Source organism: Carboxylicivirga marina, from assembly GCF_016612505.1.
GTDB classification, from domain to species: Bacteria; Bacteroidota; Bacteroidia; order Bacteroidales; family Marinilabiliaceae; genus Carboxylicivirga; species Carboxylicivirga marina.
Genome location: NZ_JAENRR010000093.1, coordinates 1 through 15,655, shown reverse-complemented (window position 1 = coordinate 15,655; position 15,655 = coordinate 1). Strand labels below are relative to the sequence as shown.

Genomic DNA, 15,655 nt, shown 5'->3' with positions numbered 1-15,655 from the left:
TTGATTGACACTGCCTCAAATTGATTGATCAATCTAATGAGTTGTTTTTTTTATATCGGTAATGCGGAGACCTTTACGGTTTATCCGACTCTCTGAATTCAAATAATGAACCATATTCATTAGTAACTAAGCCAAGATTCTGCTTGTACCAATCTCTCATTTGTGAAGGGCTTTTACATTTGAAAAAGATACCACCTATCCCTGTTACTTTTTTCGCCATAAAACTATTTTTATAGAAAAGATATGGCAATTATCTTTTAATTACCACCCGGAAATAACCATTTTAACAAAGCATCGATATTCTGGCTCATTTCAGTGTATCCCTGCACATAAAGCTTGTCTAATTTTTTAGGATTATTCTCAATGCGGGAAACTTCAAGTTGTTCCTGTGGCCTGATAACATACACCTTGCCCTCCTTCTCCAGGTCTGAGATTAAATCCAGTGTTTGATTATATGCATCGGCACGCCTTAGAATCTTATTAACAAAATGAGGATATTTACCGTACTTTTTCTGAATTACCCACTGAAACTTAGCAGGTTCTTTTCGATAATCCTGATTACGTGTAAGCACCACAACCGCTCGTTCACAACCACTTTGCAAGGCTTTATTAACCGGTATCGAATCAGCTATACCTCCATCGAGGTAATAAGCACCTTTAAATGGCACCATCTTAGAAACAAGTGGCAAACTACCTGATGCCTGAATAGCGCTTAACAGCTCTTGTTCGTTCAGTTCTTTTGACGAATAGTATTCAGGTTCTCCGGTTTGCACATTTGTGACAACAATATTAAAATCACAGAAAGAATCAAATGCTGCTTTATAATCAAATGGCACCAAGTTATTGGGTATCTCATCATAAATAAAATCAGGATTAAAAAGATTACCTGTTCTGATGAAGTTCATCCAGCTCATATACCTTGAGTCGGCTGTGTACCGCTCATTAACAACCCTGTTTCGTTCGAATTGCTGTGAGGCATATGAAATACCGTAAGCAGCGCCTGCCGATACCCCAATGGCATATGGAAAATGCAAGTTAGCCTTCAAAAAATAATCTAAAACACCTGCACTAAAGATTCCTCTGAAACCACCACCTTCGAGAACCAAAGCCGTTTTATCAACTTTATATTCCAATGCTTAGTATCTTAATCCTTTAATATTAGGGCGAGTAATGTTACCACTCATTTCAAGTACAATGCTATTACCTTTTCGTGGTAACGATTGCATGGTCATCAATTCAAATGTTGATAAGGCATTTTTTAAGCCAGGTGCTAAATTACTAATCACCAGGGTACCTTTCTCTATTTGTGATAACTCATGTTGTAAGGCATTAACATTTATTTTGGCTTTCAATTGAGCATCCAGCAAAGATGATTTTATTTCCGTATCGGTTATGTAAAGCTCATTATTCTTTAATTCAGAATTTAAAGCCAAACGCTGCAACATTAACTTATCCATCTTCAATCCTAAAAGCGCGGCTTGCTGTTCCATTTGTTGTTTTTTCTCGCCAGCATACTCTACTGTCAGGTTTTCTACCAAAAACTTAGTGGTGTGCGATTGAATAACAGGTTCAGCGCCTTTATGATTCATCACACCATCCATCTTCACATATAAATTATCCAGACTATATAAGCCATTTGATTCTTTATTTCCCCATTGTAAACCCTTATCATTCAACTTCAACTCGAGCGATGAGGCTGCCTGTTTAATTGAGAAATTATCAAGTCCTTCACCATCGTAGGTCATTTGCCCCTTAGAAACATAGCTTACTATTGGAGAATGCATATGTAAATCATCCAACACAATTCTATTTTTTTTGGGGTCAAACTCAAGATCCATAAATAAATTATCGACCTTGTTAAAACGTTGTATTTGCTCTTTGGTAAAGCCAAGGGCATCCATCCACGGGGTGTTAGCAAACCTTAAATGCTTCGCTTTAATTTTAACAGCCTGCTTCTTATCCGGAAATTGAGTATTCAAAACTTCAATATCTTGCTTACTTATATGTCCTCTAAACTGAATACTTAAATCATCTACCAATAAATTATCATCAGCTCCAATAACGTTTAAACTCAAATCAAACAGTTGAACATTGAATGATTTAATATGCTCAAAGTCATCCGTCTTCAACAAACGCATTGCTTCGGAGTATGGCATAGCCAGCTTAACCTGCGAACTGCCAAGCAATAATTCCTGGCCGTTAATTGTTCTGATTTCAAGGCCAATTAGTTCAACTTTCGAAAATAAGGGATTAATAACCACCTTCTCAAACTCCACATCAACATCACCGATGGCCAACTCCAGTTGCTGTTCTAGTTGTTCTTGGATCTTATTTGCTAGCACATTGCCATACACCCAGTTTCCAATAAACAGGCATGCAGTTATGACGATAAGAATTAGAAGTATTTGCTTTTTATTCATGAGTTAACAGTTAAGCATTAGACTGACGTTTAAATGTAGGAAAAAGGATTAGGATATAAGTACTACTATGTCAGATTTTATTATTCTTTATCCTTTCGGGATATGCTTAACAAATATGATTCCATAAATTGGCTCAATATGATATTTAATAGGTAATACTCTTACTATCATTCTGGGGTTTTCAACCCCAAACCCCGACTTCATTTTTTCCATGATGAAAAAACGCAAGCAAAAAAATCTTTGGCTACGCCTGATTAAGCTCATAAAACTACGGTTGAATGACTGGAATCGTTTAAACTCACTTCGCTCGAACAGAAAACGATTCTTAAACGTCATTTACAACCTTGCTTTATGGCTCACCAGCCAAGGCCATAGGGTAATTCTTGAGCTTACCCACTCTAATCCATACAGAACCCACAAATAAAAAATAAGGCTACTCTCCGTTGAAAGCGCCTTATTATACTAATTATGAGCTATAGATGATTTACTCACCTATGAAAAGAAATGTTTAACGTAAGTAAAAAGTAACTCCAACAGCCATTGAAAGAGCCATATGAGGCTTCACGTATTTGGTTCTGATGGCTTCTAACAAATAAGCATCGAAGGCCGAAAACTCAGTATAGACACCAAAACCATGAAAATAGCGTTGGTTTATATCAAACCTTAATTCGCCACCCAAAAATGGAGCAAAGTGAATCTTATTCTGAAAATAATATTCTTTGGGGTAATAATCGGGCAAACGATTGAAGGTATTGTTGGTATTTCCCCAGTTGATTGATAAACCACCGTATGGCTTAAAGTATTTAAAGACAGGCTCCTTTGTAAAGTAAAAACTATTTTTTAGCGAAATACTAACCACACTGTTTTTACTTCCTCCGAAATTCTCACTCAAATATCCAATAAATAATGCCGGCTGATACGTTGGGCTGATAGCAAAACCAAAACCAATAGACATAAAGCCTATACTACCGGCATATTGCAACTTATATTGCCCCGGTATAAACCAGCGATGCCGATAAGTCACAGTATCTTTCTTAATAACAACGGTGCGTGTTTTATAAGCATTCTGTAGCATCTTTGGCAACTCGCTTTGTATTGTGTCGCTTGCATCACCCTGGGCATTAGTCACAGGTGCTATTGCCAATAGCATAACAATTATAAAAACGCCGATATATTTAAATCTTCTCACTTTATCTTTTCTAACTTTAGTAGCGTACGAGCTCATGCTTAATGGTATCAGACTGAATATCGAGAATGATCAATTCGTTTCGAATAGGCGCAGGAATAGATAAATAATTCACATCATCATATGGCTGTGAATAGCCGTAACTATGACCATGGCCATGAATCGATAAATTGAGGTTATTGCGCAATATAATCTGATTGTATAAAAATTCATTTCCCAAAGAGAATTGCTCATCCCATGGTGGAATATGGGCGAATGGAATAACATGAACATATTCTGAATCATTCACCAAAGCCTTATCAAACCACTCAAAATCAGGGTCAGTCACTTTCTTTTCCCAGATGATGTCATCAAACATCACAAACTTGACATCCTTATACTTAAAAAAGAAGTTACTCTCACCAAACATCTCGGTGTAAATATCATAGCCATTACCAAGGCAATCGTGATTACCAATGATTGTAATAACAGGGACATTTATGTTATTCATAATATCGCTATACCAGTCATATTCACGAGCATTGGCACTTAGAGTCACGTCTCCCAGGTGAATAATAAAATCGAGATCACTACGTGTATTGATGTATTTCACCTGCTTTTCAAACTCATCGTAGTAACTGTGCGAATCTGATATTAACCCGACACGAAATGGTGTAAAATCTTCATCGGCCTCAGGAAGTAGCTTGTTGTAATTACTAACATTTTGTTTCTTCCACTTAGACTTAACGATGTTTTGATAAGGGCTATACTCGATTATTTCTTTGCAAGAAGAAAATAAAAGTACAACGACAAATATGGCCACTAACGCATGCCTACTTTGATTTGGGTTCATCTTATTAAAGGTTAACATTGTGTTTGTTAATCCGGCTCAAGCACCTTATTAACAGAACCAAAGTTAGAGCCATTAGTTGAGTCTCGGCAATTTTATTTGATGAAGCCTTAAAAGTACCGCCTGAACTGCCAGTTGAGTGGGATGAAATGAAAGCATAAAAAAAGGCAAGCCTTTCGGCCCGCCTTAATTCTTGGAGTATATTGTATTGAATTTAGTGACTATTCATTTGGTTCAATCACCATCATTACATCACCTTTCGCAACTGAATCACCAGAATCGTATTTAATTTCCTTAACAACACCATCAACGGCAGCATCAAGGTTGTTCATCATCTTCATGGCTTCAAGTACTACAACCGTATCGCCTGCTTTTACTTCATCACCAACTTTAACTTTGAACTCAACAATCATACCCGGGATAGGCGCTAACAAGCTTCCTGTTGCTTCCACTTCTTTAGCACCACCTTTGGCACGGCGAGCACGTGGAGCACCTGCCGCAGCGTTAGGATCGTTGATTTCAACCGTAAATACTTCACCATCAACTTTCACTTCTAACTCACGCGTTGCACCAACACCACCTTTTGATGTTAATTCACCAGAAAGTGCTTTACGTACCAATTCTTCTTCTTTCTCAACCTGCTCCATGGTCTTCGCCTGAAATTCAGCAGGAACTTCTTCCTTACCATATTTCCACTTCAAGAAACGCTTACCAGTTACAGGGTATAAAGCACACAATACTTCATCATCGATATCTTGAGCTAAGCCTGAGAATTCTTCTTTCACTGCATCCAACTCCGGCTCAAGGATAGAACCCGGACGAGCAGTGATAGGCTCTTCACCACGTGGGTAATCTTTCAAGGCTTTTTTCTGAACCTCAGGATTGATTGGGTCAGTTGTTTTACCATACAATCCGTAACAAAGGTCTTTTACCTCTTTAGTAATCTGAGCATACTCACCTTCGTAAGAGTCAAACAATACGTTATTTACGGTTTGTACACCAACAATTTGAGAAGTAGGCGTTACCAAAGGAATGTTACCAAGATCCTTACGCACTTTAGGTAATAAACGGAATACCTCAGGTAATTTATCTAAAGCATCCATTGCTTTTAACTGGTTAACCAGATTCGAAAGCATTCCACCCGGCGTTTGGTGAAGCAATACGTTAATATCAGTAGTAGCATACTTAGGGTTGTTATCTAAGTGCTTGTACTTAGGTATGTATTTCTCCATCTCGTCAGAGATAGCAGTAATCTTGTTGATGTCCATACCAGAATCGCGGTTAGTACCTAACAAGGACATAATCAATGGCTCAACAGCTGCATGAGACGTACGGTAAGCATAAGGTCCGATACAGGTATCAACGATATCAACACCAGCTTCGATAGCTTTGAAAATAGCTAAATCGGCCATACCAGAAGTAAAGTGCGTGTGTAAGTTGATTGGCGTATCAGTAAAATTCTTGATTTCACGAATCAAGTTATAGATATCATAAGGCGCAATTAAACCAGCCATATCTTTGATACAGATAGAATCAACACCAAACTCAACTAAGTCTTTTACTTTGTTGATGTAGTAATCCATATTGTATACATCACCACCCAAGCGAGGCTGATTTAATGTATAACAAACCACCCCCTGGAAGTGCTTGCCATTGTCTTTGATGACTTTAGCTGCCGTTTCGAAGTTACGGTAGTCGTTTAAAGCATCGAAACAACGGAAAATATCCATACCGTTATCAATGGCACGCTGAACGAAAGCCTGAACAACATCATCGGCATAGTTACGATAACCTACCACATTCTGTCCGCGAAGAAGCATTGAGAATGGTGTTTTTGGCATGTGCTTTTTCAAAGTACGAAGGCGCTCCCATGGATCTTCAGCTAAGAAACGGTGCATCGTATCAAATGTAGCACCACCCCATGTTTCAACTGCGTTGTAGCCAGCGTTGTCAATCATTTCAGCAACTGGCAACATATCTTCTGTACGACCACGTGTTGCAAATAAAGACTGGTGTCCGTCACGTAAACTTACGTCGTTAATTTTAATTGGATTGGCTGCCTTTGGACGGTCAGCGCCAAACTCTAGTGGAGCCATCTCTAATGCTCCGTGCTTATCGAAATTCATCTGATTCAATGTTTAATTGGTAATGGTTAATGGTTAATGACTAATTAATAATGCATCATTAATCACTAACAATTAATCTTTAATCTCTTATCATTATTTAAGCGCGAGAACGTAACAAACGACCACGACGTTGTACCATTGCACGATTACTCATAATCACTTCCTTACCGGCAGCTTTCCATGAGTTGGCAGCTTTTACTTCATTGTTTTTAGCAGCTTCCTGCTCAAGGTAATAAGCTACAGCGATCATTGCCGCTCTTCTTCTTTTTTCTCTTGCTGTCATAGTACACTAATTTACAATGGAATGTTTCCGTGCTTCTTAGGAGGTAACACCTCTGTTTTAGTCGACATCACTTCCATGGCGTCGATTAGGCGCTGCCTTGTTTCACTTGGCAGGATAACATCATCAATATAACCGCGCTTAGCTGCTAAGTAAGGTACGTTAAATGCCTCTTCGTACTCATTGATTTTAGCCTCTCTCATTGCGTCCTTGTCGTCTGCTTCGGAAATCTGCTTACGGTAAGTCGAGATTATCTCAACAGCACCTTTAGCACCCATTACTGCAATCTCAGCCGATGGCCATGCAAATACCATGTCAGCACCTAAAGGCTTAGAACACATAGCTAAGTAAGCACCACCATAATCTTTACGAGTCACTACCGTAAACTTAGGCACAGTAGCCTCGGCGTACGACCAAAGTAATTTAGCACCGTGGCGAATAATTCCGTCCCACTCCTGCTGAACACCTGGTAAATATCCTGGTACGTCAACAAACGTAATCATTGGGATATTGTAAGCATCACAGGTACGCACGAAACGAGAAATCTTATCGGAAGCATCGATATCTAAACATCCTGCCTGAATCATTGGCTGGTTGGCAATGATACCTACAGAACGGTTGTTTAAGTGACCGAAACCAACAATGGCGTTCTCAGCATAATACTCGTGTACCTGCATAAATTCACCATTATCGAGTACCGACTCAATAATATCCACCATGTTATATGGTGTTTTTGGATCATCTGGTATAATTGTATCTAACTCCTCGCATACACGAGTTGGGTCATCACCCATCGGAATCTGCGGCGCCTCTTCCAGGTTGTTGTTTGGTAAGAACTCTAACAACTCCTTAATGGCATCCAAAGTATCTTCATCGCTATCGCAGGCAAAGTGTGCGTTACCACTCTTGGTATTGTGAACCATTGCTCCACCAAGATCTTCTAAAGTAGTTTCCTCACCTGTTACCGTCTTAATTACATTAGGACCTGTAATAAACATGTGACTCTTTTTCTTTACCATAAAGATAAAGTCAGTCATTGCTGGTGAATATACAGCACCACCGGCACAAGGACCCATAATAGCCGAAATTTGAGGAATAACGCCTGAAGCACGTGAGTTACGCATGAAAATCTCACCATATCCTTTTAAGGCATCAACACCCTCTTCAACGCGAGCACCACCTGAATCGTTTAATCCAACAACCGGCGCACCAGCTTTAACGGCTAAATCCATAATCTTACAGATTTTAGCGGCATGCATCTCACCAAGTGAACCTCCACGTGAAGTAAAATCTTGTGAGTAAGCAAATACCGGACGACCGTTAACTAAACCATGACCGATAACTACACCGTCAGAAGGTATGTCAATTTTTTCAAGACCAAAGTTTACCGAGCGGTGCTCAACAAACATGTCTACCTCCCTAAAACTACCTTCGTCAAAAAGATAATCTATACGCTGACGAGCTGAAAGTTTGCCCTTTTCGTTATGTTTAGCCACACGTGCATCTCCACCCATTTTCTGGACTTCTTCACGTTTCTTTTTAAGTAGCTCAATCTTTTCAGATACTTTCATAAATACAGATACTTTACAATTACACCAAAAATTCTTTAATTGTCTTTTACGCTGCCAAAAATATACACTACAAGTGATAAGTCGACCTTATAAATGTTAAAAAAATGAAAATTCAAGATATATTTCTTTAATTAAAAGATTAACACTTGATTCCACCGAATATTTTACGAAAAGAGTACTGCAAATTAATACTAGTTTTAAATTAAAAGCAATAGGCCTGGTATAATTAAAAATTGCAGAATACTAAATACCTGAATTCAATGGCTATTCCGTGTAATTATTAACACCTGACTAACTATTGGTTTATTTTAAAACACTCTTCTTTCCAAACAAAAGGGCAATCGACAAAAACCAGTACAAAGCTCTGAAAATGGCGCAAGAATGTCATCTTTTTCGAATGTAAATATTAACATATTTACCTGAAGTGTTATTATTTTTGATGCCACAATTAAGACGGACGAACAAGGCATGGACAATTTTGACTACACCAACCAAAACCACATTATATTCCTTTTACTGGCCCTCATCATCATGGCATTGGCCTACTTCATTATCAAAAACAAAGTGAGTAAGTATTTTAAGGAGCGAAAAGTCAAAAAGCGCTTTGAAAGAGGCAACAAACTTGAGCAGCAAGCCAAAAATTTTCTAAAAAACAAAGGCTATACCATCGTCGATTACCAAAGTACCTATGAGCACCGCTACATGGAAGATGGCGAAGTGCAATGCACCGAAATACAACCCGATTACATTGTTAAAAAGAACGGTAAAAAGTATGTTGTGGAAGTAAAAAGTGGCACTACAGCCATTAGTGCCCGCAACCGAAATACGCGGCGCCAACTGCTAGAATACGATTATGTAGTGGAGAATGATGGCGTATTTCTTTTGGATATGGAAAACCGTAGTTTAAAACTCATCCAATTTAAATCAAAAGCAGAAAAGCGCTCGGGCAAATTGCTAAAAGCAGTCATCATTATTGCTCTAATTGGAATTGCCGTTCCGTACTGGCCGGCTAAAGTTGTACTTGGCTTAGCGTTGACTTTGCTATTTATTAAAGAGAGTCGATTTTGACAATAGATGCAAGATTTAAGACAATAGACGATAAGACTTTTTGAAAAGCATTTTATAGTTTTAGATAATAGCATGGGGCAATGATTGCCACAGGGGGTACTTCGGAAGTACCCCCATTGTTGTTATCACCCGGGACTAATCGCTCCTAAATGACATAAGTGGACTTGCAAATAGGAAAAATGCACCTTAAAGTATGAGGCATGCGATCAAATACCGGACTAAATGGCTTCTATGGACCAGAGCGGCACTTATATATATGAAACAGGGACAAAAACATCGCATGTAGCCACTTAAAAAACAGAAAAGATAGGTACGAAACCGCATGTACCCCCTTACAAAGCCCTTGACTGTTAGCAGCCCAAAGAATGGTGCGCCATTTGCCACTATCGTTTCACCAATGAAGCCGGCCTGTTAGCCAGGCCAGACCCCTACTCGATTTGAGGATGAGGTACATGACTAAGTGTAGCCACCCTATGAATTAAAAATGCTAAGCAATGCTGTTTTAATGCCCGTAGATGACAATCGAAAACGCACGGCTCAATCAAGAGAGCGAATAAATGAGTTATAAAACCGCACACTTAACATACGGTGCACATTAATTATAATGCTAAATACCTAATATCACTGACTCCCCCTTACATGATGGGATATAAATCAATAAGACAGTGAAATAAAGAATATTTTTTATGAGCTAATACTACTTTACTCACGCGATAATGATTGAATTATTAGTAGTTTTATATTGTATGACAGTTTGATATATAGTATATATTAAAAACGTCAGGCGTAAAATAAATGAAATACTATAAGCGCAATATAAAGCATAGGGCAGTATATCGATTAGTTGCCACCCATTAAAAAACAAACCGTTAAGTAAATGAGAAATTATAACAAGACCTTTAATCTTTACAGTCTAGTATGTTTAATCATTCTATTATTCTCATCTTGTGAGAAAGAAGAAATAGAAAAATTTATAGAATTTCGTGATTTTGAATCTGTTAACGTAATTAAAAATGGATTCCCAATAAATAATCAAGAACAAGCAGAATTAGTATCTTTTAATGAAAGCATATGGGATATTGACAAGAATATTTTTATAAAATCACAAGAAGAGCTACATCAACAGTTAACTCAATTCAATTTTGATATCAATAAAGAAGTGAATTTTGAGAACTACTTTTTACTAGGAGTAATCAGTAGAATTGGCTTAGTTCAGCAAAACATTGAATATCACAGTAAACTATTCATAAATCAAGAATCAAATAAGGTGAAAATTCAGATTTGTAATATTCAATATGGTGAGAGTATAAAGCATCAAGACTCATTTATCCCTGAATTACATTGGTTTGTAATTCCAAAATATTTGAATGATTCGGAATTCATTAAAGAGTACAAGACAGAAAGAAGTAAAGAGTTAATGAATTTATCAATCATTGAAGGTGTTTACAAAGGAACTGTAAATGTCCAAGGAAATAACAACTATGCAGTTAAAGACGTTGAACTAACAGCTCAAAGAGTTAGTAAAGAATCTTCTGATATGAAATATACGATGGTTATTGAAGCACAAAATATTGAACTATATGGTGAGTTTTCAATCAAATTTGAAGATAAATTTTTTGCTGAAGGCAGAGGAGGATGGCCTACTCAGAAATATTTTTCTAATCATTGGTTAAACTTGAGTAACTATGACAAAGAATCAAATATGATACGTGCAAGTTTTCAAGACCTTGAGAATAGTAATCATATTTATTTTGTAGGCACTAAGAACGAATAAATAACGGGTGGCAACACGCTAGTATAAAGCATTTGGCGTTCGTGATTATTTGGAAACATTGTAGCTTCGGCGAACACCGCCAAATCTTTGATTTGGCTTTAGTGATGGAAAGATAAAAACAAATAAAAGATTTGGCTCAGTGGAGTTATGGGAGGTTTGATTCGTTAAATCGCCAAAAGCTTCATCTAGCCAACCGTTGTGCTTAATGCCAAACCCTGTAAACTAATCAGATTAACTTTTTATATAAAATGCAATACAAATATTTTCAAAAACGAAAGAACAATATGTCCTGGCAGACTTTTCTTTTATCTGCTGATTGTGATTTTGTTTCACATATTCTTTGCTCGTATTATGGACTAAAGCTTGGAACTAGTTTATGGATGTCTATGCATTCAATTGAGAAATATTTAAAAGCATTATTACTAAAGAATGATTCATCATTTAACCCAAGAAAATATTCCCATAGAATTGAAGAACTATGGAATAAATCAAAGGATTTATTTCCTAATGAATATTTATTTCAAACCCCAGAATTTGACACTTATATTTTAGAAATAAACAATCAAGACAAAAACCCAGATATTAGATATGGTTTTGGCATTGATAGTCAAGAACCTAATTGCACTAGGATTTACACAATGATAGCCTGCACCTTAAGGATTTTGATTTTAGGGGATGAAGAATATAGAAAACGAGGAAACTATGGAATTTCTGACATGTGTTTCGGTGGATGTAATCACTTTTTTGAAGACCCAATAATTAGTGCTAAAGAAATCGTGATTAAGGAGGTAGATAGGTTAACAGACTTAAAATAATAAGCACTAAGCACAACACGCTGCACATAGCGCATTTCGGGATTCGAGCATTTTGAAATGTCAGTAGCTTCGCCAACCAGCGCCAAATCGCTGATTTGGCTTAAAATGAAAAGTTAAAACAAATACACCGCTTTGGCTCAGCTCAATTTGGAACGATTGTAAGGTTAAATCCCCTCACGACGCCATGCAGCGGGACCGTTAGGCAAAATAGAAAAACCGTCTAACCAGAAAATAAAAGCAATGAAAATCACAATTACTTGCATCCTGCTTTTGACAAGCATAATGACGATTGGGCAAAACAAAACAGCACAAGATTATTGGAAGTTATATCAATCTCAGAAATATGATTTAATAGTTGAGCAGCTTACTCCTCAGTTAAACGAAAGACCAAATGACGTAGAATTAAATCTCATTTTAGGACGCTCACAAGCTGATTTAGGAAACTACTCAAAAGCAATTCCATACCTTGAAAACTCTATTGAACACGACAATAAAAACAACTGGGAAAAGGCTTGGGCATTAGGATATATTGGTAATTGTCTTTTTATGATTGAAGAATATGAAAAATCTAAAAAAGCACTAAGTGATTGTATTAGTTTGAACATAACTAAAAATGCTACTAAATACGCTTATGGCCGAATGCTGTTGTTTGGATTTGATAGTTTTTATGATGGTTGGAAAGTTTATGAATCTGACAATTTTAGATTTCATTTTCAAAACATGTCAGATTCGGACGCTAAAAAGTATGTTCAGTCTCATGAGAATACTTATCAAGGAATAAACAGTTTTTTTAAGAGTGAAATCCCTAAGAAGATTGATTTCTTTGTGTGGAACTTAAAAGAAGATGCTAAGAAATTAATGAATCAGAATCTCGGTTTCGCCAAACCTTATTTTAGCATAGTTCATTCACATTATCAACAAACATTGGGACATGAAATGACCCACGTAATATCACATTATGCGACAGAAATCAAGCAAAAAACTGGATTGATAAACGAGGGGACTTCAGTCTGTTTTGACCAAGCAACTCAAGACAAAGAACAAATTGTTAAAGACTGGATTAGTACAAATGGTAAAAAAATAGACATTCATAAGATTTGGGAAAGTTGGACAGATTATCCAATGGAATTGACTTACCCGCTTTCAGGACTATTTGTTAAAGAGTTGATAGATAATTTCGGTAGAGATAAATTCATTGAGTGTTTTGGTAATCAAACATATGAGAATGCTAAAAAAGTGCTAGGTGAGAATCTAGATAAAGTAATTTTAGATTTTGAAAATAACATAAATACATAAACTACTTTGCCTAACAATGGCTTATAAAGCAAAAGTGAGCCGACTAGTTTTGGCTGGTTCGTAGTTTCGACAACCACCGCCAAATCGTTGATTTGGCTTTTGAAAAGTATAAGATAAAAACAAAACCAACGCTTTGGCTACTTTGCATTTTGAATGGTAGGTTTGGCAACAATCCACTTTCGCTTCATAGCCGCGTCCGTTAGGCAAAATAAAAACCATATGAATCGATATCATTTTTTTAAATTAGTTCTAATCGTAATAACTCTAATTTCCTTAAGTGGTTGTTTAGTAATTGAACAAGTTCGCCTACAATTAGATTTATCAAAAAGAACGGGAAAAATTGAGTATTTCAATATTGTGTCAGCAATTGAAAAAAAAGATAGCTATTGGACAAATGATGATGAAAAAAACAAATTCTTTAATGATTTGACTAATATGAGAGATAAAGATTTAAAAGAATTAGTTAAAGAATATGGAGAATTTGCTGATGATTCAAATAAAATAGTGACTGAAAAAAAGTTGATTGCAAAAAACAAACAATTAAATGGAATCGAAAAATTCAATTTCTCAGATTTAAAGGGATTTGATATACTAATGAATAAGGATAGCACAAGCTATTTTATGAAAATTGAAAATGACACCAAATATATATTTAGCAATGGGACATACTTCGAAACTGACTCTGGTAATTATGTCTTGTGGGATATAACTACAAAAAAAATAGATATAAAAATTCAGCAAATTGACTTAGAAGAAGAATGTGATTATACCGAGAGCATGCTTAGCTATTGGAAAGAATGGAAAAGAGCTAATAGATAAATTACTTTGCCTAACAATGGCTTATAAATCAAAAGTGAGCCGGCTAATTTTGGTTGGTTCGTAGCTTCGGCAACCTCCGCCAAATCGTTAATTTGGCTTTTGAAAAGTATAAGTTAGAAACAAAATCAACGCTCTGGCTACTTAGCACTTTGAAAGGTAAATTTGGCAACAAATCACTTTCGCTTCATAGCCGCGTCCGTTAGCTGCAAGGCAATGAGAGACTGGAATATATACATATTATTGATTTCTATTCTTTTTACTGTTCAAACAGTTAGGAGCCAAGACTTTGTCGGGTATTATGTGAGTAAAAAAGTTTCTAATGGATTCTTTATCACAAAGATTGCAATTAACAATGATTCAACATTCTATTGGAATTTTACAGGGGACTTAATTTTTGAGGAACGGAATGGAAAGTACTTTATCGAAAAAACACGATTGATTTTTGATTTAAAACCAGACACAATTAGGTTACCAATCTATTATAAAGATTGTGAACTAGGAGATATTGATACCACAAAATTGCCACCAATAGAGCCATTAATTTACGACAATAATGAAAACGTAACTAAAAGATATTTAGTTAAGAGAAATAAACTGTTTCCAATCTCAAAGGACGGTAAACCAATTTACAAATCTAAACTCATTCGAATAACAGAAGAAGAATGGAAAAGGCGAAGAGGATTTGGAGTCTATAAAAATTAAATTATGTGGAGAAATTCATTTCCTAAACTCTTCTGTGAATTAATTGGAGCTTTTGTTGTTTGGTCAATTAAAGGATTTAAGGGTAAATACGTAGACGAGATTGCTGGTCCTTATGATTTAGGAACGAAAAGCACTAGGAATTTCTTGATTACAGGAGCAATATTTATTGTAGTAATTTTAATCGCCTTGGAATACGAAAAGAAGCAAGAGCGTAATGATAATATCATCCATATTACAATAGAAAAATAAAGCCCAGCAGCTAACAATGGCTAATAAAGCAAAAGTGAGTCGACTAATTTTGGAAGGTTCGTAGCTTCGGCAACCACCGCCAAATCGTTGATTTGGCTTTTGAAAACTATAAGGTAAAAACAAAACCAACGCTTTGGCTACTTAGAATTTGAAAGGCAGATTTGGCAACAAATCACTTTCGCTTCATAGCCGCGTCCGTTGTATCTCATACAAAGAGCATAATTTAAATCAATAATATAATAAAATGGCAAAAGGATATACGATTCTAATAGTGTTAATAGGTATATACATAACCAGGATTGACACTGAGACGTCAAACGCTATTGGGCTACCAATATTCATAATTTTAATCTCACTTTACTCACTCTATCGACACTCAACAGTTTACCAGAAATATAGATTTAAAGACAACCGCTTTTTCATAAAAAGTCTATACGACAAACTGCTCTTTTCGTTCCAAAACTGGACCACTATTGCAGCGGTTATAATTACTTTTAGTTCCTTGCTGCCTATTGAAATC

At 36.4% G+C, this 15,655-nt stretch carries 15 protein-coding genes; 7 read left to right on the top strand and 8 right to left on the bottom strand.

Features of this window, described 5'->3' with window-relative positions; genetic code table 11:
• Window positions 1–73: 73 nt before the first annotated feature.
• The 8 genes from JIV24_RS20875 to JIV24_RS20840 all read right to left on the bottom strand — a co-directional run bounded on the left by JIV24_RS20875 (window position 74) and on the right by JIV24_RS20840 (window position 8,412).
• A complete protein-coding gene (locus tag JIV24_RS20875) occupies window positions 74–220 on the bottom strand; it encodes a hypothetical protein (protein ID WP_200467027.1) in 147 nt (48 codons plus the stop codon).
• A gap of 37 nt (window positions 221–257) precedes the next feature.
• Window positions 258–1,133, bottom strand: coding sequence for a patatin-like phospholipase family protein (locus JIV24_RS20870; RefSeq protein WP_200467026.1), 876 nt, complete (start codon window positions 1,131–1,133; stop codon window positions 258–260).
• Window positions 1,134–1,136: 3 nt separating this feature from the next.
• Window positions 1,137–2,420, bottom strand: coding sequence for a hypothetical protein (locus tag JIV24_RS20865; RefSeq protein ID WP_200467025.1), 1,284 nt, complete (start codon window positions 2,418–2,420; stop codon window positions 1,137–1,139).
• A gap of 508 nt (window positions 2,421–2,928) precedes the next feature.
• A complete protein-coding gene (locus tag JIV24_RS20860; protein ID WP_234445910.1) occupies window positions 2,929–3,609 on the bottom strand; it encodes a hypothetical protein in 681 nt (226 codons plus the stop codon).
• Between the two features lie 16 nt (window positions 3,610–3,625).
• A complete protein-coding gene (locus tag JIV24_RS20855) occupies window positions 3,626–4,438 on the bottom strand; it encodes a metallophosphoesterase family protein (RefSeq protein ID WP_200467024.1) in 813 nt (270 codons plus the stop codon).
• 218 nt (window positions 4,439–4,656) lie between these two features.
• Entirely contained in the window at window positions 4,657–6,561 is a 1,905-nt protein-coding gene (locus JIV24_RS20850) for a pyruvate carboxylase subunit B (protein WP_200467023.1), read from the bottom strand.
• Window positions 6,562–6,658: 97 nt separating this feature from the next.
• Window positions 6,659–6,844, bottom strand: coding sequence for a hypothetical protein (locus tag JIV24_RS20845; RefSeq protein ID WP_200467022.1), 186 nt, complete (start codon window positions 6,842–6,844; stop codon window positions 6,659–6,661).
• 11 nt (window positions 6,845–6,855) lie between these two features.
• The gene (locus tag JIV24_RS20840; protein WP_200467021.1) at window positions 6,856–8,412 is read right to left on the bottom strand and encodes an acyl-CoA carboxylase subunit beta; all 1,557 of its coding nucleotides are present in this window, start codon (window positions 8,410–8,412) and stop codon (window positions 6,856–6,858) included.
• Window positions 8,413–8,880: 468 nt separating this feature from the next.
• Here JIV24_RS20840 and JIV24_RS20835 point away from each other — a divergent pair, with 468 nt between their 5' ends.
• The 7 genes from JIV24_RS20835 to JIV24_RS20805 all read left to right on the top strand — a co-directional run bounded on the left by JIV24_RS20835 (window position 8,881) and on the right by JIV24_RS20805 (window position 15,135).
• Entirely contained in the window at window positions 8,881–9,480 is a 600-nt protein-coding gene (locus tag JIV24_RS20835; RefSeq protein WP_200467020.1) for a Dna2/Cas4 domain-containing protein, read from the top strand.
• A gap of 877 nt (window positions 9,481–10,357) precedes the next feature.
• Window positions 10,358–11,254 (top strand): hypothetical protein, encoded by an 897-nt coding sequence (locus JIV24_RS20830; protein WP_200467019.1) that lies wholly within the window; start codon window positions 10,358–10,360, stop codon window positions 11,252–11,254.
• 284 nt (window positions 11,255–11,538) lie between these two features.
• Window positions 11,539–12,069: a HEPN domain-containing protein gene (locus JIV24_RS20825; RefSeq protein ID WP_200467018.1), complete on the top strand. Its 531-nt coding sequence runs from the start codon at window positions 11,539–11,541 to the stop codon at window positions 12,067–12,069.
• A gap of 240 nt (window positions 12,070–12,309) precedes the next feature.
• Complete coding sequence (locus JIV24_RS20820; protein WP_200467017.1) at window positions 12,310–13,365, top strand: tetratricopeptide repeat protein; 1,056 nt, start codon at window positions 12,310–12,312, stop codon at window positions 13,363–13,365.
• A gap of 219 nt (window positions 13,366–13,584) precedes the next feature.
• Window positions 13,585–14,184 carry a hypothetical protein gene (locus tag JIV24_RS20815; RefSeq protein ID WP_200467016.1) on the top strand — a complete coding sequence of 200 codons (600 nt, stop codon included), beginning with the start codon at window positions 13,585–13,587 and terminating at the stop codon, window positions 14,182–14,184.
• A gap of 213 nt (window positions 14,185–14,397) precedes the next feature.
• Complete coding sequence (locus JIV24_RS20810; RefSeq protein WP_200467015.1) at window positions 14,398–14,886, top strand: hypothetical protein; 489 nt, start codon at window positions 14,398–14,400, stop codon at window positions 14,884–14,886.
• Between the two features lie 3 nt (window positions 14,887–14,889).
• Window positions 14,890–15,135 carry a hypothetical protein gene (locus JIV24_RS20805; protein ID WP_200467014.1) on the top strand — a complete coding sequence of 82 codons (246 nt, stop codon included), beginning with the start codon at window positions 14,890–14,892 and terminating at the stop codon, window positions 15,133–15,135.
• The last annotated feature ends 520 nt before the right edge of the window (window positions 15,136–15,655 follow it).

Bases quoted from the DNA above. Each gene is read 5' to 3' on its own strand.
- JIV24_RS20875 (WP_200467027.1), bottom strand. From the start codon at position 220: ATGGCGAAAAAAGTAACAGGGATAGGTGGTATCTTTTTCAAATGTAAA.
- JIV24_RS20865 (WP_200467025.1), bottom strand. From the start codon at position 2,420: ATGAATAAAAAGCAAATACTTCTAATTCTTATCGTCATAACTGCATGC.
- JIV24_RS20855 (WP_200467024.1), bottom strand. From the start codon at position 4,438: ATGAACCCAAATCAAAGTAGGCATGCGTTAGTGGCCATATTTGTCGTT.
- JIV24_RS20850 (WP_200467023.1), bottom strand. From the start codon at position 6,561: ATGAATTTCGATAAGCACGGAGCATTAGAGATGGCTCCACTAGAGTTT.
- JIV24_RS20845 (WP_200467022.1), bottom strand. From the start codon at position 6,844: ATGACAGCAAGAGAAAAAAGAAGAAGAGCGGCAATGATCGCTGTAGCT.
- JIV24_RS20840 (WP_200467021.1), bottom strand. From the start codon at position 8,412: ATGAAAGTATCTGAAAAGATTGAGCTACTTAAAAAGAAACGTGAAGAA.
- JIV24_RS20835 (WP_200467020.1), top strand. From the start codon at position 8,881: ATGGACAATTTTGACTACACCAACCAAAACCACATTATATTCCTTTTA.
- JIV24_RS20830 (WP_200467019.1), top strand. From the start codon at position 10,358: ATGAGAAATTATAACAAGACCTTTAATCTTTACAGTCTAGTATGTTTA.
- JIV24_RS20825 (WP_200467018.1), top strand. From the start codon at position 11,539: ATGTCCTGGCAGACTTTTCTTTTATCTGCTGATTGTGATTTTGTTTCA.
- JIV24_RS20820 (WP_200467017.1), top strand. From the start codon at position 12,310: ATGAAAATCACAATTACTTGCATCCTGCTTTTGACAAGCATAATGACG.
- JIV24_RS20815 (WP_200467016.1), top strand. From the start codon at position 13,585: ATGAATCGATATCATTTTTTTAAATTAGTTCTAATCGTAATAACTCTA.
- JIV24_RS20810 (WP_200467015.1), top strand. From the start codon at position 14,398: ATGAGAGACTGGAATATATACATATTATTGATTTCTATTCTTTTTACT.
- JIV24_RS20805 (WP_200467014.1), top strand. From the start codon at position 14,890: ATGTGGAGAAATTCATTTCCTAAACTCTTCTGTGAATTAATTGGAGCT.